Genomic DNA, 20750 nt, shown 5'->3' with positions numbered 1-20750 from the left:
CACGGCTACGCCCAGCTGGACTTCGCCAGTCAAAGCGTCCACTGCCGCCACCTCGCGGACCAGCGCGAGCCCCGTAGTCTTGCTCCCCGGGTCGATTTTCAGACGCAGAGGCTGGAATTCGCAGTCGCCGGCCTGACGGTCGACCAGTCGGACGACCATAGGCAGGAGGCGATGCACGCGCGCCCGGCCGCGGTCCAGCAACAGCCGGGCGCGCTTTTCGGTGCACGGCATCAAAGCCTTGCCATGGATGTCCAACACAAAAACCGCCACATCGACTCCTGATCACAAGCGCTGCAATCTGTGCAGCCAGGCTGTCTTTCCAGCAGTCAGCCCTTACGGGCCTGGTGACGGGGCGCGTGATTTCTCACGAACCCGCTCCCCTCGGGAATGTCGACAACCGGCTCCAGCCCTTGCGGGCTGCGATCCAGACCTTCGGACCTTTACCTTTGTCCTGCATGATCCGGACCTTGCAGAGCAGCGAACTGAGGAAGCATTCGCTGGTGCGTCTGAACGACCTGTTATCGACGCAGCGGGTTGGGTACCGCTTTCCCTGGTCAATCTGGCTTGATTCCTTTCAGTTCCAAGCCCCGTCTTTTAGGGCGGGGTAATTGACGCAAAACGTTCCAGCAAAACTTCCATGACAAAACGCGAGCCGGCGTACGACAGCAGCAGCAGCAATGCGCCCGCGTACAGCACATGCACCGCATGGCGGCCGCGCCAGCCAAAGCGCGCGCGTCCGATCAGCAGCGTGGCAAAGGTCAGCCAGGCCAGCAGCGAGAAAATGGTCTTGTGGTCCCAGCGCCAGTCACGGCCGTACAGCGCTTCGCTGAACAGCCAGCCGGCGAGCAGCGTGGCCGTGAGCAGCCAGAAGCCCGCGGCGACGAAGCGGAACGTGAGCCGCTCGAGTGTGAGCAGCGGAATGCCGCTGTCCTGGTCGGCCGCGAGGCGTATGCGTTTTTCCGCATGGTTCATCAAGGTCGCATGCACCACGGCGGCGGTGAACAGTCCGTACGAGGCAATGCCCAGCGCCAGGTGCAGCGGCAGCCAGGCCGAGGAGTTCACCTGCAGCGGCTTGCCGGGAAACAGCGCGGCGAGCACCACCGCGGCCGCACCCAGCAGCCCGAGCAGCGCGCGCGTGCGCAGTTGCGGGTACAGCTGCTGCTCGACGCCGTAGACGGTGAGCATCAGCCAGGCGGTGATCGACAGGGCGGTGGCAAAGCCGAAGTGCGGGGTCGCGCCCAGCAGCCCCCAGGCGAGAAACGCCGCGTGCAGCGCCCAGGCAATGCCCAGCGCGGTGCGCGCGGCGGTTTCCCCGATGCGCGCGGCGGGAATCGCGTAGGCGCAGGCCGCGGCCAGGGCCAGGAACCAGGTCAGGGCCGGATAAGGAGTATGCATGGAGGCAAAGGAAACCATCGTTCAATGATAGACCGGCGCAGGCCCGCCCCGTTCCAGCAGCCCCGTGAACTGGCCGTGTTCGTCGCGAAACGGGCCGTTGGGTCTCTGACGAAAGCGCAGGGCGGCGCGTACCAAGGCACGGGCATGCCGGACAAACGCCCGTTCTTCGCCTGTATCAAATCGTACACGCGTCGTACGCGCCGCCAATCTCCTCGCGACCCGCACAGCCAGGGGCATGGGCCGCGCCCGCGAACCGGTCCAGCGGGTAAAATCCGTCCCTTCACTCTTGCATGCTGCCGCCTTTGCGCGCCACGCGGCGCGGTCCGACCCCCGACCTGCCGTTCCTGGCGGGCCGCAGCACCTACCGGGACTTCCTGCTTATGGCCTCCGCTCTTACCGAAAAACTCTCGCGCCTCGTCAAGGAGATGCGTGGCCAGGCCCGCATCACCGAGTCCAACGTGCAGGACATGCTGCGCGAAGTGCGCATGGCCCTGCTCGAAGCCGACGTGGCCCTGCCCGTGGTGCGCGACTTCATTGCGCGCGTCAAGGAAAAGGCGCTGGGCCAGGAAGTGCTGTCCTCGCTGCAGCCCGGCCAGGTGCTGGTGTCCATCGTCAACGCCGAACTCGCCGCGACCATGGGCGAGGGCGTGAGCGACATCAACCTCAACGCCCAGCCGCCGGCCGTGATCCTGATGGCCGGCCTGCAGGGCGCGGGCAAGACCACGACCACGGCCAAGCTCGCCAAGCACCTGATCGAAAAGCGCAAGAAGAAGGTGCTGACGGTCTCGGGCGACGTCTACCGCCCCGCGGCCATCGAGCAGCTCAAGACCGTCACGGCCCAGGCCGGTGCCGAATGGTTCCCGAGCACGCCCGACCAGAAGCCGCTGGACATCGCGCGCGCCGCGCTCGATTACGCCAAGCGCCACTTCTTCGATGTGCTGCTGGTCGACACCGCCGGGCGCCTGGCGATCGACGAAGTGCTGATGCGTGAAATCCAGGAGCTGCACGCTGCGCTCAAGCCCGTCGAAACCCTGTTCGTCGTCGATGCGATGCAGGGCCAGGATGCGATCAACACCGCCAAGGCCTTCAAGGAAGCGCTGCCGCTCACGGGCATCGTGCTGACCAAGCTCGACGGCGACTCGCGCGGTGGCGCGGCGCTGTCGGTGCGCCAGATCACGGGCGCGCCGATCAAGTTTGCCGGTGTGTCGGAAAAGCTCGACGGCCTCGAAGTGTTCGACGCGCAGCGCCATGCGGGCCGTGTGCTGGGCATGGGCGACATCGTCGCGCTGGTCGAGCAGGTCACGGCCGGCGTAGACATGGAAGCCGCGCAGCGCCTGGCCGCCAAGGTCAAGAGTGGCGACGGCTTCGATCTCAACGACTTCCTCGGTCAGATCCAGCAGATGAAGCAGATGGGCGGGCTGTCGAGCCTGATGGACAAGCTGCCCAGCCAGATGTCGGCCAAGGCCGGCCAGGTCGACATGGACAAGGCCGAGCGCGAAATGCGCCGCAAGGAAGGCATCATCTGCTCGATGACCGCGCGCGAACGCAGCAAGCCCGAACTGATCAAGGCCACGCGCAAGAAGCGCATCGCCATGGGCGCGGGCGTGCAGGTGCAGGAAGTCAACCGCCTGCTCAAGGAATTCGAGCAGATGCAGGACATGATGAAGAAGATGAAAGGCGGCGGCCTGATGAAGATGATGAAGCGCATGGGCGGCATGAAGGCCATGAAGGGGATGATGGGTGGTGGGGGCGGCGGCATGCCCAAGCTGCCGTTCTAGTAAAGCACCCCCTGAGCGGCTGACGCCCTGGGCGGGCCCCCGCTTCCCCCTCTCAACCTTCGGTGGAGGGGGGCGGCCGGCTAGGCACGGTACCCTCGCTGCGGGGCGGCGTCCTGAGCTTGTCGAAGGGCTCGGTGCCCCCATGCTAGGGCGCGCCGGTTTCTTGAGTTGCTTGTCCTGAGCCTGCTGAAGTGGCAGCATTCAGACGCCCCTTCACTTGGCCATTCAAACCCTCCGATTTGGTCCTTGCCCGGCCCTTGCCCATAATGGCCGCATGCAAACGATGCCCGAGCCCTCCGCCGCGCCGCCGCGCCGGCTTCTGCTGTCCGCGGCGCTGGTCGCCGCGGCCACGCTCGCGGGGTGCAGCTCCGCCCCCGCCAGGCGCAGCGCCGGCGGCGCCGCCGCCCCACGCAGCACACCGCCTCTGGCGATCGATGGCGGGCTGCGCGATGCGCTCTACGCGCGCACCATGCTCGTGGTCAATACGCCCTATACCTATGGCGGCAACACGCCCGAAGGCGGTTTCGACTGCAGCGGGCTGGTGCAGTACGCGCTGCAGGGCATCACCGAAAAGCGGCTGCCGCGCAGCACCAGCCAGTGGGCCACGGTGAGCAGCGCCATCGCCCGCAGGGACCTGCGGCGCGGTGATTTCGTGTTCTTCAATACCTCGGGCGGGCGTTATTCGCACATGGGCATCTATGTCGGCGGCGACCGCTTTGTGCATGCGCCGTCGAGCGGCGGCATTGTGCGCGTGGTGGGCATGGACAACGTTTACTTCCGCAAGCGGTTTACCGAAGCGCGAACGGTGTTCACATAGCGCCCCCTGAGGCGCTTGCTCGGTGCCCCTTGCGAGGGGCACGTCAGTTTCTGCACCGCGCGCGCAAATCACTCAATGCCGTACCAGCACTTCGCCGCGCAGCGTATAGGCCTTGGCTTCGGTGATCGTGACATCGATCATCTGGCCAATCAGCCGCTCCTGGCCCGCGAAGTTGACCACGCGGTTGCATTCGGTGCGGCCCATGAGTTCGCTGCCGTCGCGCTTGCTGATGCCTTCGACCAGCAGGCGTTGCACCGTGCCCACGCGCTCTTCGCTGATGTCCTTGATGTTGCGGTTGATCACGGCCTGCAGCTCCTGCAGGCGGCGCAGCTTGACTTCGTGCGGCGTGTCGTCGTGCAGGTTGGCGGCGGGCGTGCCCGGGCGCGGGCTGAAGATGAAGCTGAACGAGTTGTCGAAGCGCACGTCGGCGATCAGCTTCATCATCTTCTGGAAATCTTCCTCGGTCTCGCCGGGGAAGCCGACGATGAAGTCGCTGCTCATCGCCAGGTCCGGGCGGATCGCGCGCAGCTTGCGCACCGTGCTCTTGTATTCCATAGCGGTGTAGCCGCGCTTCATCGCCATCAGGATGCGGTCCGAGCCATGCTGCACCGGCAGGTGCAGGTGGCTGACCAGCTTGGGCAGCTTGGCATAGGCCTCGATCAGCCGCGGCGTGAACTCGTTGGGGTGGCTGGTGGTGTAGCGGATGCGCTCGATGCCGGGGATCTCGCTGACGTATTCGAGCAGCAGCGCGAAATCAGCGATTTCCTGGGTGTCGCCCATCTTGCCCAGATAGGCGTTGACGTTCTGGCCCAGCAGCGTGACTTCCTTCACGCCCTGGTCGGCCAGGCCCGCGACCTCGACCAGCACGTCGTCGAACGGACGGCTGACTTCCTCGCCGCGCGTATAGGGCACGACGCAGTAGCTGCAGTACTTGGAGCAGCCTTCCATGATGGACACGAAGGCCGAGGCGCCTTCCACGCGCGCCGGCGGCAGGTGGTCGAACTTCTCGATTTCGGGAAAGCTGATGTCGACCTGGGGCCTGGCCTTGGCGGCGCGCGCGTTGAGCAGGTCGGGCAGGCGGTGCAGCGTCTGCGGGCCGAAGACCACGTCCACATAGGGCGCGCGCTTGATGATTTCCGCTCCTTCCTGGCTCGCGACGCAGCCGCCCACGCCGATCAGCACGCCTTTTTCCTTGAGGTGCTTGATGCGGCCCAGATCGCTGAAGACTTTTTCCTGCGCCTTTTCGCGCACCGAGCAGGTGTTGAACAGGATCAGGTCGGCTTCATCGACATTCTGCGTGGGCTCGTAGCCCTGGGCGGCGTGCAGCACATCGGCCATCTTGTCCGAGTCGTACTCGTTCATCTGGCAGCCGAAGGTTTTGATAAATACTTTTTTGGACATCGTGGGACTCTCGTAAATAGGGGCGGGCGCAGCCGGCGTGACCGGAGCCGCTCAGCGTTTGAGCGCGGCTTCCTGCGGTGTCAGCACCCAGGCGGCATGCAGCCACTGGGTGCTGGGCTCGATCACGAAGTTGACCAGCAGCGGCTGGCCGGCCAGCGTGTGGGCCATGAGCAGCCGTCCTTCGGTGCTGAACAGCCGAAAGCCCGGCGTGGTGCGCATGGCTTTGCCGTTGAGCGTGACTTCGGGCATGGTGCCTATGACCAGCTTGCCGCGCTGGGCATCGGGCGGGAAATTGCGCGTGCCGGCGGCGGGCGCCGTGACGGCGGCCGCGGTCTGGGCCTGGGCCGGCAGCCAGGCGCTGGCGGCCAGCAGCGCGAAGCTGGCCGCGAGTGCGCGCGGCAAAGGGAAAAGGGGGCAGCGGTGCATGGTGTATATCCAGTGGCTGAGGCCGCGATTCTACGGAGTTGGCCACGGCGCAGTGGCGCGCTGGGGCAATGTGCGGCTAGCTGGCGATCGCCGGCTGGCCCGCGCCGGGCGCATACAGCACGGCGCCGGGCGCGCGGCACAGGCCCCAGAAGCGCAGTCCCGTGAGCTCGGCCATGCGCACGCCCATGGCCGTGGGCGCGGAGATCGTCGCCAGTGCCGCAACGCCGAGCTTGGCGCATTTGCGCACCAGCTCATGGCTGCCGCGGCTCGACAGCACGACAAAGCCCGCCTCGCCCAGCCGGCCGGTGCGCGCCAGCCGCCCGAGCAGCTTGTCGAGCGCGTTGTGCCGGCCCACGTCCTCGACCACATCGCACAGCTGGCCGTCGGGCAGCGCCCAGCCGGCCGCGTGGATGGCGCCGGCCCGGGCATTGAGCAACTGCTTGTCGCGCAGGGCCTCGATGGCGCGCAGCACCACGGGCAGATCGATGCCGCCCACCCAGGCGCGCGCGGGCAGCGGCGCGAACGACAGGTCGAGCGCAGCGAAGCTCTCGACACCGCAGACGCCGCAACCCGTGCGCCCGCTCATGCTGCGCCGGTGGTCCTTGAGGCGCGCAAAGCAGCGCGAGGAAATCTCGACCTGCACTTCCATGCCGTCCATGCCCTCGGGCAGGCCGGCGGCGCTGGCCGCCACGGGCGCGACGTCGACGCCAAAGCAGTCGGCCGCGCTGTCGATCAGGCCTTCGCTGAGCGCAAAGCCCAGCGCAAAGTCTTCGAGGTCCAGCGGCGTGCCCAGCATCACCGCATGTGAAATGCCATTGAACACCAGCGCGATCGGCACTTCGCTGGCCAGCGTGCGCTGCTGGGCGAGCACCGTGGGCGCGAGCCCGGCGCCGGGCAGGCGGTGCAGCGCGACCGCGTGCTCGCTCAGCGGTGCGACGAAAGGCAGGGGGGAGACAGCGGAAGGCATGGCGCATTATCGGCCGGGTGGCACGACCCGGGGCATGATGGCGGCATGCAAGATCCGTCTCCCTCTTTGTCGCTGGCGGCCGCGCTGGACCATGGCCCGGCCGACAAGCGCATTTCCATCCTGCGCCAGATCGGTGCGGGCGGCTCGATTTCCGAAGCCGCGCGCACTGTGGGCGTGAGCTACAAGGCCGCCTGGCAGGCGCTCGACACGCTGACCAATCTGGCGGGCGTGCCGCTGGTCGAGCGCGTGGTCGGGGGTGCGGGCGGCGGCGGCGCGGTGCTCACGCCCGCCGGCCAGGCGCTGCTCGATGCGGCCCAGGCCATGGACGCGGCGCGCGCCGACGTGCTGGCCCGCCTGAGCGGCCAGGCGCCGGTGGCCGCGCGCCTGGCGCTGCGCACCAGCATGCGCAACCAGTGGCCTTGCGTGGTCGAGGCACTGCAGGTTCAGGGGCCGCTGGTGCGGGTGCAGTTGCGTGGCGCGGATGCCGGTGCGTCGGCGCTGCGGCTTGCGTCGCGCATCACGCGCGAAAGCGCCGAGTTGCTGGGATTGGTGCCCGGCCTGCCGGTGCTGGCGCTGGCCAAGGCCACGGCGGTACAGGTGCAGCCCGCGCGCTCCACATTCCCCGTGGGAGACAACTGCTGGCCCGCGCGCGTCACGCGCGTGGCGCGCGGTGAAGCCGGCGACGAAGTCGCGGCCCAGCTTGATGCGGGCGTGCATATGGTGGGGTTTGCCTATGCGGACAGCGGGCTGCGCGCGCGGGCGCGGGTGCTGCTGTCGTTGCCCGAGTCGGCGTTGGCGCTGGCAGTGGTTTCCTGAACGCCCCCTGAGCGGCTTGCGACCCTGGCGCCTCAGAACACGTTCTCAAATCGTCATATGGTTGTCCTTGATCACCTTGCCCCAGCGCGCGAGGTCCTTGGCGATCAGCTGGCCGAACACCTCCGGGCTGCTGGGCATGGGCTGGGCGCCTTCGCCCTGCAGGCGTTCGAGAATGGCCGGACTCTTGAGCGATTCGTTGATCTGGGCGTTGATGCGTGCGACGAGGTCGGGCGGCATGCGTGCCGGGCCGACCACGCCATACCACTGGTCGGCTTCGAAACCTGGCACGGCCGCTTCGGCGACCGTGGGCACATCGGGCAGGATGGCCGCGCGCTGCGGTGACGACACGGCCAGCGCCTTGATCTGGCCCGCGCGCAATTGCGCGAGCACCGCCGGAATGCCGGTGAACAGCGCCTGGACCTGGCCCGCGACCAGGTCGTTGACGGCCGGCGCCGTGCCCTTGTAGGGCACATGCTGCATGTCGAGGCCGGTCTGCTGCGCGAGGTAGGCCATGGTCATGTGCGCGGCGCTGCCGTTGCCGCCCGAGCTGTAGTTGATCTTGCCCGGATGGGCCTTGGCGTAGGCGATGAACGAGGCCAGGTCCTTGACCGGCAGCGACGGATGGACGACGAGCACATTCGGCACGCGCGCGACCCAGGCAATCGGCGTGAAGCTCTTGATCGGGTCGTAGGGCAGCTTGGGGTACAGGCCGGGCGTGATCGCCAGCGTGCCCACATGGCCCATCAGCAGCGTATGGCCGTCGCCCGCGGCCTTGGCCACGCGGTCGGCGCCTATGCTGCCGCCCGCGCCCGCGATGTTCTCGGGAATGACCGACTGGCCCCAGGCGGTCGTGAGTTCATGGCCGATCGCGCGCCCCAGGATGTCGGCCGAGCCGCCGGGCGTGAACGGGATGATCATGCGTATCGCCTTGCTCGGGTACTTGGCCTGCGCGAGCGCAGTGCCCAGCCCCAGCGAGGTATAGCCCAGGCCGCCGGCGAGCGCGAGTTGCACCCATTGGCGGCGGTCGAGAGATGCGGCGGACAAGGGGGAGAATGGTGCAGTCATCAAAGCTTCCAGGTGTCAGAAATTGGTGGCCCAGTCTACGGAGTGCTACATTGGGCCGGCACAGGGTTTGCCCGCGCGGCAGACCGAAATCGCCGCTCGCGCCCATTCCAGGCCGGGCGTTTCTTTGCCACACCTACAAGGACGATCGACCATGGAAACAACACGCCGCCAATGGCTGGTTTGGGGAGCGGGCACTATGGCTGGCGCCGCAGGCGTTTCAGGCTGCGCGCATGCGCCCACGCCCGCCGCGAGCCTCGCCCAGGGTTTCTTTCGCCAGAAGCTCGGCAACGCCCATGTGGTGGCGGTGAGCGACGGCGTGGGGCGCAGGCCCCTGGCCGAAGGCTTTGTGCGCAATGCCCCGCTGGCCCAGGTGCAGGCCGCGCTCGCGGCCCAGGGCCTGCCCACTGACTATATTGACGTTCCCTACACCTGCTTTGTGCTCGAAGTCGACGGCAAGCGCTATCTGCTCGATACCGGCTTTGCCGACAACGGCCCGCCGGGCACGGGCCTGCTGCACACGCATATGCGCGCCGCGGGCATAGACCCGGCATCCATCGATGCCGTGGTGCTGAGCCACCTGCACGGCGACCATATCAATGGTTTGCGGCGCAAGGACGGCAGCCTGCTCTATCCCCAGGCCCAGCTCTATGTACCCGCGCCTGAATACGCGTTCTGGATGGATGCGGCACGGCGCGACGCCGCGCCCGAAGCCGCGCGCGGCGGTTTCCTCGCCGTGCAGCGCGTATTCCAGGGCTATCCGGCGCAGCAGCTGCGGCTGTTCGAGCCCGGCACGACCGTGGTCGGCGGCATCGAAAGCATTGCCGCGTTCGGCCATTCACCGGGCCATACGGCGCTGGCACTGGGCTCGGGCAACGAGCGTTTCACGTTTCTTGCCGATACCGCGCATTTCCCCGCGCTGTTCGTGCGCAACCCCGACTGGCAGGTGCAGTTCGACATGGACCCGGCCCAGGCCCGCGCCACCCGCCACGCGCTGCTCGCGCGCATGGCGCGCGAAGGCGGCCTGGTCGGCGGCTTCCACTTCCCGCTGCCTTCGCTGGGGCGGATTCGCAAGGACGGCGAAGGCTATCGCTGGATACCCCAGGCCTGAGCGCGCTTCAATCCGGCGCAGAAAAGTGCGCGACCAGCAGCGCGCGCAATGCCTGGGCCGCGGGGCTCAGCGGCGGCGATTTGCGCCGCACCAGCCCCAGCGGCCGCTGAATGCCCGGCGCGCTCAGCGCGCGCGTGACCAGGCCGCGGTGGGCAATCAACTGGCAGGCGGTTTCGGGCAGCACGCCCACGCCCAGCCCCGCCGACAGCAGTGCGCCTATGGTCGCGATATGGTCGACCTCGAACGCTGGCGCAAAGCGCAGATCCTCGCGCCCCAAGGCCTCGTCGACGTATTGGCGCACGCTGGCCGTGGGCGACATCGAGACATGCGGATAGGCCAGCGTCTGCGCCAGCGCGATCGGTGTGCGCTGGCGTGCCAGCGGATGCTCGGGCGCGCACAGCAGCACGAAATGGTCCTGGGTCAGCGGTTCGTAGACCAGGTCTTCCTGCTGGGGGTCGGCGGCCGTGAGCGCGAAGTCGACCTTGCCGTCGCGCACCAGCGCGAAGGCATGCGCCGACAGCGTGTCGATCAGCGACAGCCGCACTTGCGGGTGGTCGGCATGGAAGCGCGCGAGCAGCACCGGCACCAGTGACGCGGCCAGCGAGGGCAGGGCCGCGACCGACACCTTGCCCTGGCGCAGGGCCAGCGTGTCCTGGATGGCCTGCACCGCTTCCTGGGTCTGGCGCAGCAGCGACGCGGCGTGGACGGCGAAGGCGCGCCCCGCGTCCGTGAGCGACACCGAGCGCGTGGTGCGGTCGAACAGCCGCGCGCCCAGCTGTTCTTCGAGGCGCGCGATCAGCGCTGACAGCGCCGATTGCGACGTGTGGAGCTGCAGCGCGGTCTGGCCGAAATTGCGGGTCTGGCTCAGCGCCAGAAAGGCCCGCAGGTCCTTGGTCGAAAGATTGGTGTCCACCGCGCGCAGTATAGGAGGTGGGCCGCGCCGGCCTCGCCGGCCGCGCCGCGCCGCGCCTCACTCGACCTGGATATTGCCTTCCTGGATCACCTTGGCCCACTTTGCATATTCCTGGGCGATGGCCTTGGCCGCGTCATTGGGCGTGGTGTAGGTCGCGATCGCGCCCTGGGCGAGCATCGATTCCTGGACTTCGGGCTTGAGCAGAATCTCCTTGAGCGCCAGGTTGAGCTTCTTCACGATGTCGGCGGGCGTGCCCGCGGGCGCGGCCAGGCCGAACATCGAGCTGACCTGGAAGTCGGCGAGGCCGGCTTCTATCGCGGTCGGCGTATCGGGCAGCGAAGGCACGCGCTGGGCCGTGGTCGTGGCCAGCGCGCGCAGCTTGCCGGCCTTGATCTGTGCCTGGGCCGCGGGCACGGTATCGATCATCGCGTTCACCTGCCCGCCGAGCAGGTCGGAAAGCGCCGGGCCGCTGCCTTTGTAGGGCACATGCATCACGTCGACCTGGGTCTGGCGCTTGAACATCTCGGTGGCCAGATGCTGGGGCGAGCCATTGCCCGCCGAAGCGAAGCTCAGCTTGCCCGGCTGGCTCTTGGCCAGCGCGATCAGTTCCTTGATGTCGCGCGCGGGCACGCCCGGGTTGACGACGAACACCAGCGGCACGGTGCCGACGATGGAAATCTGGGCAAAGCTCTTGTCTATGTCGAACGGCACGGTCTTGGGCATCAGCGCCGCGTTGATGGTGTGGCTGGTGAACGCGCCGAGCATCAGCGTATAGCCGTCGGCCGGCGATTTGGCGACCTGGCCCGCGCCTACGCTGCCGCCTGCGCCCGCGCGGTTGTCGACGACGAACTGCTGGCCCAGCGCATCCGACAGGTGCTTGGCCAGCACGCGGCCGATGACGTCGGTCGCGCCGCCGGGCGCATAGGGCACGACCACCTTGACGGGTTTGTTGGGATAGGCGTTCTGGGCCTGCGCCAAGGACGGGGCCAGCGCAATGCCGGCGACGGCGAGCGCAAGGCCCAGATGGGTGCGGCGCGTGCGCGCTGCGGTGAACATGGCTTTTTTCATGCGTGTCTCCTCGGGGTTTTCACTGAGTTTTTAAAAAACCTGGCCGTTGGGGCTCTTGTTATGTCGATAATATTATTAATAATCTGAAGGACCGATCATGGTTAACCCCCAACGCCCCGCGCCGCAAGCCCACGCCATCAACCCCGAAGACGCGCAAAGCGGCATCCGCAAAGGCCTGACGAATTACGGCGATCGCGGCTTCTCGCTGTTCCTGCGCAAGGCCTTCATCAAGGGCGCGGGCTACACCGACCAGGCGCTCGAGCGGCCCGTGATCGGCATCGCGAGCACGGGCAGCGCCTACAACCCCTGCCACGGCAACATGCCCCAGCTGCTCGAGGCCGTGAAGCGCGGCGTGCTGATGGCCGGGGGCCTGCCCATGGACTTCCCGACGATCTCGCTGCACGAAAGCTTTTCCCAGCCGACCAGCATGTATCTGCGCAACCTGATGTCCATGGACACCGAGGAAATGCTGCGCGCCCAGCCCATGGACGCGGTGGTGCTGATCGGCGGCTGCGACAAGACGGTGCCGGCCCAGCTCATGGGCGCGGCGTCTGCCGGCCTGCCCGCGGTGCAGCTCGTGACCGGCTCCATGCTGACCGGCTCGCACCGCAGCGAACGCGTCGGCGCCTGCACCGACTGCCGCCGCTACTGGGGCAAGTTCCGCGCCGGTGAAATCGAGGCCGACGAAGTCGCCGACGTGAACAACCAGCTCGTCGCCAGCGTGGGCACCTGCTCGGTCGCGGGCACGGCCAGCACCATGGCCTGCATTGCCGAGGCGCTGGGAATGAGCGTTCCCGGCGGCGCCTCGCCGCCGGCCGTGACCGCGGACCGCATTCGCGTCGCCGAGCGCACGGGCACCGTGGCCGTGGAAATGGCGCGCACCGGGCTGACCATAGACAAGGTGCTCACGCCCGAGGCGTTCGAGAACGCGGTGCGCGTGCTGCTGGCCATGGGCGGCTCGACCAATGCCATCGTCCACCTCGCGGCCATCGCGGGCCGCATGGGCTACGAGCTCGACCTCAAGGCGCTCGACGCGATGAGCCGCGAAACGCCGGTGCTGCTCGACCTCAAGCCTTCGGGCGACCACTACATGGAAGACTTCCACGCCGCGGGCGGCATGGCCACGCTGCTGCGCGAACTCAAGCCGCTGCTGCACCTGGACGCGCTCACCGTGACCGGGCGCACGCTGGGCGAAGAGCTTGAGGCCGCCGGCCCGGGCTTTGCGCAGCATGTGGTGCGCAGCCGCGACAACCCCATCTACCCGCAAGGCGGCATTGCCGTGCTCTACGGCAACCTCGCGCCCGAAGGCGCGATCATCAAGCAGTCGGCGGCCGACGCGCGGCTGATGGAGCACGAAGGCCGGGCCGTGGTGTTCGAGAATGCCCAGGACCTTGCCAACCGCATCGACGACCCCGCTCTCGACGTGCAGGCCGACGACGTCCTGGTGCTCAAGAACATAGGCCCCAAGGGCGCGGCCATGCCCGAAGCCGGCTACCTGCCGATTCCCAAGAAGCTCGCGGCCCAGGGCGTCAAGGACATGGTGCGCATTTCCGACGGCCGCATGAGCGGCACGGCGTTCGGCACCATCGTGCTGCACGTCACGCCCGAAGCCGCCGTGGGCGGCCCGCTGGCCTGGGTGCAAAATGGCGACCGGATCCGGCTGTCGGTGCGCGAACGCCGCATCGAGTGGCTGGTGTCCGAGCAGGAGCTGCAGGCGCGCCGCGCGGCGCGTCCCGTGCAGGAGCCGACGGCCGCGCGCGGCTACCAGCACCTGTTCCTGAAGACCGTGACCCAGGCCGGCCGGGGGGCGGATTTTGATTTTCTGGCTGCCGTCGAGCACAAGGGCAGCGTGCCACGGAGTTGAGTGTTGATGATGGACAAGCAGGTGCAGAGCCACGCCGGGGCCGCGGCCCCGGTGGCGGCGGTGGCCGAACATATTGCGCATGCGCTCGAGGAAGACATCGTTCTGGGCAGCCTGCATCCCTGCCAGCGGCTGATCGAGGACGAGCTGATCGCGCGTTTTGCGGCCAAGCGCCATGCAGTGCGCGATGCGCTGGCGCTGCTCGAACGCATGGGCCTGGTCGAGCGCAAGCGCAATGTCGGCGCGCTGGTGCGCCACTTCAGCGCGCAGGAAGTGATCGAGCTCTACGAAATGCGCATCCTGCTTGAAACCCAGGCCGCGCAGCGCATGGCGCTGCCCGCCAGTCCGCAGGCCGTGCAGTCGCTGCGCGCGCTGCAGCAGGCGCATGACGCGGCCGTCCAGGCCAACGATGTGCGCGGTGTCTTTCGCAGCAACAAGGCGTTTCACGAAGCGTTCTTCGGCCTGTGCGGCAGCGCGGTGCTGGTACAGGCGATAGGCGAGTACGCGCGCCGCACGCATGCGATCCGTTTTGGCGCGATGACCACGCCGGCCCAGCGCGAGCGCTCGCGCGCCGAGCACCATGCGCTGATCGACGCGCTCGAGGCGGGCGCGCGCGCGCAGCTGGTGGCGCTGTGCCGCGCGCATCTGCTGCCTTCGCGCGACGCCTATCTGCTGGTGCATGGCCATGCGATTGCGCGCGACGAGCCGGGTTCAGAGGAAACGCGCGCGGACTTCGTGCGCGCTGGCCAGCCGCTGGCCTAAGGCCTGCGCGCCCTGCGCGACCTGGCGCACCAGCGCGGCATTGTCGGCCGCGAGGCTGCCGTCCTTGAGATGGAGGTTGTTCTCAAAACCCACGCGCACATGGCCGCCCAGCGCCGCGGCCGCGATCGCGCAGGCGTTTTCCTGCGCGCCGAACGCGCACATGGCCCAGGGGTGGGCGCCGTCATCGGCGGCCAGAAACGGCAGCAGGTCGGTGGGGCTGGACGTCTGCCCGGCCGCGTAGCGGCCCAGCACGAACAGCACAAACCACTTGGCGTGCGGCACCACCCCGCTGGCGCGCAGCCGCTGCCAGTGCGCGACATCGGCGGTGTCGTAAAGAATCACCTGGGTCATGACCTCGTTGGCGACCAGCCACTGGAAGAAATCCTGCAGGTCCCGCTCGCTCACGCCGGGCTGCAGCAGTTCGCGCAGGCCCACCGACACCGCTTCGGGCCGGGCTTCGCGCACCACGGCCATCTGCACCGGCGGCTGGTAGACCTGGGCGGCTTCGGTGGTGATCTGCACCACCAGTTCCCGGCCCACGGCGCGGCGCACGGCGGCCGTGGCCTCTTGGTAGGCATGGGCGTCGAGCAGGTGGCGGCCGTCGGGGTGGCGCACATGCATGTGCAGCATGGCCGCGCCGGCATCCAGGCAGGCCTTGGCGGTGTCGGCCAGTGTCTCGGCCGTGATGGGCAGGGCAGCGTGCTGGGCGGGTTGCTTGTAGGCCCCGTTGGGGGCCACGGTGACGATCAGGGAATGTGTCATGGGAATCAGGCCTGGGCGGCGTCTTGTACGGGGGGCAGCTCGGGCGCGAGCAGGTCCAGGCCGGCGAGCAGCAGGTTCTGGTAGCGCGCCTTTTCGGCGGCCGCTGACTCGGGTGTCCAGGTGAAGAAGCCTTCGCCGGTCTTCATGCCGAACTTGCCCTGCGCCACGCGCTCGGACAGGCATTGCGCGGGCACATGGTTGGCCGCAAGCGACGGGTACATGGTGGCGCCGGCCGCACAGTGCACTTCGAGGCCCGCATGGTCGCGCTGCAGCACCGGGCCCGCGGCCAGGAAGCGAAAGCCAAAGCCAAAGCGCACGGCCGCGTCGACGTCTTCGGGCGTTGCAATGCCGGCGTCGATGAGTGCAAACGCTTCGCGCGCCAGCGCATGCTGCAGCCGGTTGGCGAGAAAACCGGGCAAGTCCTTCTTGACGCGCACCGGCACCATGCCGCACTGGCGCATGAAGCTGTAGAGGTTGTCCGCGGCTTCGGGCGCGGTGTGCTCGCCCGAGACGACTTCGACCAGCGGTGTCAGGTGCGCGGGCATGAAGAAGTGCAGGCCGACCATGCGCCCGGGCGTGGCCAGGCCCTGGGCGATCGCCGAGATCGGAAAGCTCGAGCTGTTGCTGCTGAGCAGCGCATCGGCGCGCGCGCATTTTTCCAGCCGGGCGAACAGCGCCTGCTTGAGTTCCAGGCGTTCGGGAATGCACTCTATGACCAGGTCGATCTGCGCCCAGTCAAGCGCCTCGAGTTCGCTGGCGATCGCCAGGTGGCACAGCTGGTCTTCGGCGCCGAGCTGGCGCAAGCCCAGCGCGACCTGGGCGCGCAGCGCCGCATGGCGCTGCGTGGTGGTCTCGACCACCGTGGTGCGGCAGCCCGCGCGCGCCAGCACCACGGCCACATCGGCCCCCATGGTGCCGCCGCCGACGACGACGGCCTGCGACTGGCTGGGACGGAAGAAATGGGCCGGGGCGGAAAAAGCGGGAGAGGTGTTCATGGCGTGCAAGGCAGAAAGTACCCGCTAGTCTCGCCAGCCGCCATCCATCTGTGAAGCGAAATAAATCGATTGATTCATCGATTTATTTTGTGAATCAGCGCATCTTCAATGTACCGCGAAACTCAGCAAGGCTTCATAGCTTCTTTCGGTGGTCCGCGGGTCGCCTTGCACGGGTTGGCGAAAGATCACCTGCACATGGTTGGTGCCGCGCGTCGTCTGAATCTTTGCGCGGCCCTGGGCGTCGGTCATGGCCTCGGGGCCGTTTTCCCCCAGGCGCAGGCGCGCGCCGGCCAGCGGCTTGCCCTGCAGCTGCACCTGCAGTTCGAGCCAGTCGCCCGCGTGCGGCGCGCGCCCTTGCAGCGGCGTGACTTCGAAGGTCTGGCCGATGTCGCGCTGCGTGAGTGCGTTCCAGACGATCACCGTCTTGTGGAACTTGCGCGCGTGCACGCCGCGCGTGGCGCCGGGGTTGCGGTCCATGGGTATATTGCGCATTGCGCCATCCGCGCTGCCGCTGAAAAAGCCGTTGTCGAGTTCGACGGCGATCAGCGCGGCTTCGGGCGAGGGCACGACGCGCAGGCCCTGGCCTTGGGGCGCCGGCTCCACGCGCGCGTGCACGCCGCGCCCGCGCCGGTCGAAGGCGCGCACGCTTTGCAGCTTCTTGGGGGCAAACGCTTCGAGCTGGCCCGCATGGCCGCCGAACTGGATCAGATAGCCGCCCTGGGCATCGGGCTCCAGCCAGACATTGTGGGCATGGGCTGCGCCGACGAGAAGGGCGGCGCTGCACAGCGCAATGCGCGCGCGAGATTGCAGTGTTGGCATCGGATTCCTTGTCAGAGAGAAAAATTCAGGCCCAGCATTAGCGTGCGCGCGGCGCCGGGCGCGACCAGGCGCTCGCCGCCAATCACCGACATGCTCGAGGCATAGGACTTGTCGGCCAGGTTGCGCACCGTCAGGCTCAGCGTGCCGTCCGCCAGGCCCAGCGACGCGGGCAGGCGGTACTGCAGGCCCAGATCGGCCACGTGGTAGGCCGGGCTCCAGAGGCTGTTGGACGCGTCGACCGCCATGCGGCCCACATGGCGCAGCGCGCCCTGCAGCGTCCAGTCCGCCGTCATGTGCCAGCGTGCCTGCAGCGTGCTGGTGTAGCTGGGCACGGCCGCGACCTGGCGGCCCACGAGCGCGGCGTTGGCGTTCTGGGTCACGCGCGACTGCGCGCGGCCGTAGTTCCAGCGCAGCTCCAGTGTGCTGGCGGGCGTCCAGACCGCCTGCAGCTCGGCGCCCCGGCGCAATGTCTGGCCGAAGTTCTCGTAGACGCCGGGCGCCAGATTGCGGATTTCCTGGCTCGATGCCATGCGGTACAGCGCCAGGTCCAGCCACAGCTGACTGCTGGCGATCCACTGCAGGCCCACTTCGGTCTGGCGGAACACATTGGGGTCTAGCTGCGCGGCGCCCAGCGCATATTTCGCGAAGTTGCTCGGCAGCGCAAAGCCTTCGGACCAGCTCGCGCGCAGCGTCAGCCGCTCATGCACCTGGGAGCTCACCCCCAGCTTGGGGCTGGTGTGCGCCACGGGCTGCATGCGGGTGCAGGGCTCGGCGCCGGTTTCGGCGCCCAGGCGCTCGCAGGCGCCGGTGAAACGGTCCCAGCGCAGGCCCAGGCTGGGCGCGAACAGCGGGTGCAGCTTCCAGTCGACCTGCCCGAAGGCCGCGACGTTGTCCAGCCTCGCCTGGCGGTTGTTGATTGCCGCGGCCGAACGCTGGCGCTTGTCCAGGTCGTCCCAGTAGCCATGGTCGGTCGATTCGCGCAGGGCTTCGAGGCCTGCGGTCCATTGCGCCGAACGCGTCGCACCGCTCAGGTTCAGCCCGGTGCCGGCAACGCTGCGCTCATAGCGCTCTTCGCGCTGGGCCCAGGTGCCTCCCTTGGGGCGCGTGAACCAGCGCACGAAATCCTGCGAAGTGCCATAGGCATAGGCGAGCAGGCGCGTGTCGTCGCCGAGGTCGTAGTTCACGTCCAGGCGCAGTGTCCTGAAGTGTTTTTCCGAACCATCGCCCTGCACGCGCGCGTCCTTGCCCTGCGGGTCCACCTGCCATTGCGACAGCGTGAGATAGCCGGGCGAGTCGCCCTGCGCCGCATGGATGCGCCCGGACAGCGCGATGCGCCAGCGCGCGTCGAGCTGGCGCTGCCAGCGCGCGCTCAGCGTGCTGCGTTCGTTGCCCGCGTCGGGCCGGGCGCCATCGCTGCGCGCATGCTGGGCGGCGATGAACAGCTGGCTGGCATCATCAATGCGCAGGCCCAGTGCGGCCTGGGCGTCCAGCGCGCCGTGGCTGCCGGCCTGCAGCGCGGCTTCGCGGTATGCGCCGCTGCGGCGCGTGCGCAGCTCGACCAGGCCGGCGCGGTTGAAGTTGCCCTGCAGCACCGACACCGGGCCCTGGTGCACCGCGACTTCCTCGAGTTCGAGCGGCACGACCACGTTGAGGTCGAAATAGCCATCGGCGTGCGACATCGCCTCGTTGAGCGAAATGCCGTCGAGCGTCGCGGCGATATCGCCGCCATGGCCGCCGCCCGAAAAACCGCGCAGCACCACGCTGTTGGCGACGCCGCCGAGCTGGTAGTTGTTGACATGCATTCCAGGCACCTGGCGCCACAAGGCCTCGACTTCGGACACCGCGGCCTCCTTGATGTCCTCGCGGCCCAGCGTGGGCACCGAGTAGGCCGCACGGCTGGCCTGCAGCGCCTGGCCCTTGACGGTGATGGGTGCCAGTTCCGTCTCGGTCGCATGGGCGCCAGCGCCCAGCGCAAGGCCCAGCGTCACGGCGGCATGGGAAAGAATCGGCGCGCGGCGCGCGGCAGGCGGGAAATGGCAGAAGGTCATCGGGGCAGTCGCAAGCGGTATGTATGAAGTTTTTAGAAAACTTCATACCAGGCGTTGCGCCCCTTTCTGCACCGTGGAAGTGCATTGCAAGCAACGCACGGCGGCACGATGGCGCGCACGCACTCTCGCGGTGCGCGCCCTCCAGCAAATCAATCGTGGTGGTGGTGCTCCGCGCCGGCCCCGGCCTGGCCCATGACGACATTGAGCTGGCCATGGTGTACGCCGCGCTCGGCCATCAACTGGTTGGCAAACTGCCGCACCTGCTCGGCCGGGCCCTTGAGCATCACCGTTTCCAGGCACTGCGAATGGTCCAGGTGCACATGGGTGGTGGCGATCGTCAGATGGTGGTGCGCATGCTGCAGGCGCGCCAGGCGCTCGGAGAGTTCGCGCTCATGGTGGTCGTAGACATACGACAGGTTGGCCACGCAGGGGCCCATGGCCTGCGTGGCTTCGCGCTGCTGGGCCAGATGGGTGAGCAGCAGGTCGCGTATGGCCTCGGAGCGGTTGCTGTGGCCGGTGCGCGCCATGAAGGCGTCGAACTCCCGGGCCAGGCTGTCCTGGAGGGAAATGGTGAATCGTTGCATGGGCTGAATGCTAGCGACGATCGTGCCGGGCAGGGGCGGGCGATGGCCTCGAGAAAAACCGATTTTGCTTACTCGGTTTCGTTCGTTGCGCGCGCCCGGGTCGCGCTTCTATGCTGGTGGGCGCATCCGTTTTCCTGGTTTTTCCTGTTCTCCATCGCACCAACTCCCATGAATCTTCTCAAAGCCGGCCGGGTTCTGCGGCGCACCTTGTGGCAGGCCGTGCCGACCGTGCTTGGCGTGGTCATCCTCAACTTCTGCCTGCTGCAACTCGTGCCCGGCGATGCGGCCGACGTCATCGCCGCGGAGTCCGGCTCGGCCACGCTGGAGACCATGGCGCAGATGCGCAGCCACTTCGGCCTCGACCTGCCGGTGCTCGAGCAACTGGGCGCCTATCTGAACAACCTCGCGCACTTGAGCCTGGGCACTTCGCCGCGCTACAACATGCCGGTCACGGAGCTCATTGGTGCGCGGCTGCCCAACACCTTGCTGCTGATGCTTGCCGCGCTGGGCGCGGCGCTGGCTGTCGGCGTGCTGCTGGGCAGCATCATGGCCAGCCGCGTGGGCCGCTGGTCGGACCGCGTGCTGTCGGTGCTGGCGCTGCTGCTGTATTCGACGCCCAGCTTTTGGCTGGGCCTGATGACGGTGGTGCTGTTCTCCGTGCACCTGGGCTGGCTGCCCACGGGCGGCAGCGCCAGCATAGGCGCCAACTTGACGGGCTGGGACAGCGTGGTCGACCGGCTGCGCCATCTGGTGCTGCCCGCGCTCGCGATGTCGGGCTTTTATATCGCCATCTTTGCGCGGCTCACGCGCGCTTCTATGCTTGAAGTCAGCCGCCAGGACTTCGTGCGCACGGCCGTGGCCAAGGGCCTGCACCCGCTGCGCGTGACGTTCCACCATGTGCTGCGCAATGCACTGATTCCCGTGACCACGGTCGCGGGAATGCACTTCGGCACGCTGCTGGGCGGCGCGGTGGTCGTCGAGACCGTGTTCAGCTGGCCGGGCCTGGGCCGGCTGGCCTTCGAGTCGGTGATGGCGCGCGATTACACCGTGCTGCTGGGCATTTTGCTGCTGTCGTCGTTGCTGGTCATCCTGGCCAACATGCTGGTCGATCTGCTGCATGCCTGGCTGGACCCGCGCATCCAGCTGCGCTGAGCCTAACCCCTTT

At 67.9% G+C, this 20750-nt stretch carries 20 protein-coding genes; 7 read left to right on the top strand and 13 right to left on the bottom strand.

Annotated elements, in window-relative coordinates:
• Positions 1-270, bottom strand: a 270-nt coding sequence (locus GVL12_RS18255; RefSeq protein WP_200843621.1) for an RRXRR domain-containing protein, incomplete at its 3' end; no start/stop codon positions are given.
• A gap of 324 nt (positions 271-594) precedes the next feature.
• Positions 595-1395: an inner membrane protein YpjD gene (locus tag GVL12_RS18250; RefSeq protein ID WP_159916645.1), complete on the bottom strand. Its 801-nt coding sequence runs from the start codon at positions 1393-1395 to the stop codon at positions 595-597.
• Between the two features lie 380 nt (positions 1396-1775).
• Here GVL12_RS18250 and ffh point away from each other — a divergent pair, with 380 nt between their 5' ends.
• Together ffh and GVL12_RS18240 are read left to right on the top strand one after the other, a co-directional pair.
• Positions 1776-3173, top strand: a complete 1398-nt coding sequence (gene ffh / locus GVL12_RS18245) for a signal recognition particle protein (RefSeq protein WP_159916658.1) — start codon at positions 1776-1778, stop codon at positions 3171-3173.
• Between the two features lie 274 nt (positions 3174-3447).
• Complete coding sequence (locus tag GVL12_RS18240) at positions 3448-3990, top strand: C40 family peptidase (RefSeq protein ID WP_159916642.1); 543 nt, start codon at positions 3448-3450, stop codon at positions 3988-3990.
• A gap of 72 nt (positions 3991-4062) precedes the next feature.
• Here GVL12_RS18240 and miaB read toward each other — a convergent pair whose 3' ends face one another.
• From miaB to fdhD, 3 genes are all read right to left on the bottom strand, one after another.
• Positions 4063-5391, bottom strand: coding sequence for a tRNA (N6-isopentenyl adenosine(37)-C2)-methylthiotransferase MiaB (gene miaB / locus GVL12_RS18235; RefSeq protein WP_159916639.1), 1329 nt, complete (start codon positions 5389-5391; stop codon positions 4063-4065).
• Between the two features lie 51 nt (positions 5392-5442).
• Entirely contained in the window at positions 5443-5817 is a 375-nt protein-coding gene (locus GVL12_RS18230) for a hypothetical protein (protein ID WP_159916636.1), read from the bottom strand.
• A gap of 76 nt (positions 5818-5893) precedes the next feature.
• Entirely contained in the window at positions 5894-6784 is an 891-nt protein-coding gene (gene fdhD / locus GVL12_RS18225; RefSeq protein WP_159916633.1) for a formate dehydrogenase accessory sulfurtransferase FdhD, read from the bottom strand.
• Between the two features lie 45 nt (positions 6785-6829).
• On the opposite strand from fdhD, the gene GVL12_RS18220 reads away from it, so the two are divergent.
• Positions 6830-7600 carry a TOBE domain-containing protein gene (locus GVL12_RS18220; protein WP_159916630.1) on the top strand — a complete coding sequence of 257 codons (771 nt, stop codon included), beginning with the start codon at positions 6830-6832 and terminating at the stop codon, positions 7598-7600.
• Between the two features lie 45 nt (positions 7601-7645).
• On the opposite strand, the gene GVL12_RS18215 is transcribed toward GVL12_RS18220, so the two are convergent.
• Positions 7646-8665, bottom strand: coding sequence for a tripartite tricarboxylate transporter substrate binding protein (locus GVL12_RS18215; protein WP_159916628.1), 1020 nt, complete (start codon positions 8663-8665; stop codon positions 7646-7648).
• A gap of 196 nt (positions 8666-8861) precedes the next feature.
• Between GVL12_RS18215 and GVL12_RS18210 the strand changes: the two genes are divergently transcribed.
• Positions 8862-9773, top strand: a complete 912-nt coding sequence (locus tag GVL12_RS18210) for an MBL fold metallo-hydrolase (protein WP_200843882.1) — start codon at positions 8862-8864, stop codon at positions 9771-9773.
• A 7-nt stretch (positions 9774-9780) separates the two neighbouring features.
• On the opposite strand, the gene GVL12_RS18205 is transcribed toward GVL12_RS18210, so the two are convergent.
• Both GVL12_RS18205 and GVL12_RS18200 read right to left on the bottom strand, forming a co-directional pair.
• Positions 9781-10686, bottom strand: coding sequence for a LysR family transcriptional regulator (locus GVL12_RS18205; protein WP_159916623.1), 906 nt, complete (start codon positions 10684-10686; stop codon positions 9781-9783).
• Positions 10687-10743: 57 nt separating this feature from the next.
• The gene (locus GVL12_RS18200) at positions 10744-11754 is read right to left on the bottom strand and encodes a tripartite tricarboxylate transporter substrate binding protein (RefSeq protein WP_200843881.1); all 1011 of its coding nucleotides are present in this window, start codon (positions 11752-11754) and stop codon (positions 10744-10746) included.
• A gap of 97 nt (positions 11755-11851) precedes the next feature.
• On the opposite strand from GVL12_RS18200, the gene GVL12_RS18195 reads away from it, so the two are divergent.
• Positions 11852-13618, top strand: a complete 1767-nt coding sequence (locus GVL12_RS18195; protein WP_159916621.1) for an IlvD/Edd family dehydratase — start codon at positions 11852-11854, stop codon at positions 13616-13618.
• A gap of 6 nt (positions 13619-13624) precedes the next feature.
• Positions 13625-14377 carry a GntR family transcriptional regulator gene (locus GVL12_RS18190; RefSeq protein ID WP_200843880.1) on the top strand — a complete coding sequence of 251 codons (753 nt, stop codon included), beginning with the start codon at positions 13625-13627 and terminating at the stop codon, positions 14375-14377.
• On the opposite strand, the gene GVL12_RS18185 is transcribed toward GVL12_RS18190, so the two are convergent.
• The 5 genes from GVL12_RS18185 to nikR all read right to left on the bottom strand — a co-directional run bounded on the left by GVL12_RS18185 (position 14327) and on the right by nikR (position 19585).
• Positions 14327-15139 carry a 3-keto-5-aminohexanoate cleavage protein gene (locus GVL12_RS18185; RefSeq protein ID WP_159916618.1) on the bottom strand — a complete coding sequence of 271 codons (813 nt, stop codon included), beginning with the start codon at positions 15137-15139 and terminating at the stop codon, positions 14327-14329. The genes GVL12_RS18190 and GVL12_RS18185 overlap by 51 nt on opposite strands.
• Positions 15140-15144: 5 nt before the next feature.
• Entirely contained in the window at positions 15145-16134 is a 990-nt protein-coding gene (locus GVL12_RS18180; RefSeq protein ID WP_159916615.1) for a 3-hydroxyacyl-CoA dehydrogenase family protein, read from the bottom strand.
• Positions 16135-16239: 105 nt separating this feature from the next.
• A complete protein-coding gene (locus GVL12_RS18175) occupies positions 16240-16953 on the bottom strand; it encodes a DUF4198 domain-containing protein (protein WP_159916612.1) in 714 nt (237 codons plus the stop codon).
• Positions 16954-16964: 11 nt separating this feature from the next.
• The gene (locus GVL12_RS18170) at positions 16965-19001 is read right to left on the bottom strand and encodes a TonB-dependent receptor (RefSeq protein ID WP_159916609.1); all 2037 of its coding nucleotides are present in this window, start codon (positions 18999-19001) and stop codon (positions 16965-16967) included.
• A gap of 149 nt (positions 19002-19150) precedes the next feature.
• Positions 19151-19585: a nickel-responsive transcriptional regulator NikR gene (nikR, locus tag GVL12_RS18165; RefSeq protein ID WP_159916607.1), complete on the bottom strand. Its 435-nt coding sequence runs from the start codon at positions 19583-19585 to the stop codon at positions 19151-19153.
• A 168-nt stretch (positions 19586-19753) separates the two neighbouring features.
• Here nikR and GVL12_RS18160 point away from each other — a divergent pair, with 168 nt between their 5' ends.
• On the top strand, positions 19754-20737 hold the full coding sequence (locus tag GVL12_RS18160) for an ABC transporter permease (protein WP_159916605.1): 984 nt from the start codon (positions 19754-19756) through the stop codon (positions 20735-20737).
• The last annotated feature ends 13 nt before the right edge of the window (positions 20738-20750 follow it).

It is taken from the genome of Pantoea sp. 18069, from assembly GCF_902706035.1.
In the GTDB taxonomy this organism is placed as follows: Bacteria; Pseudomonadota; Gammaproteobacteria; order Burkholderiales; family Burkholderiaceae_C; genus Comamonas.
This window is presented reverse-complemented; position numbering and strand designations above follow the sequence as displayed.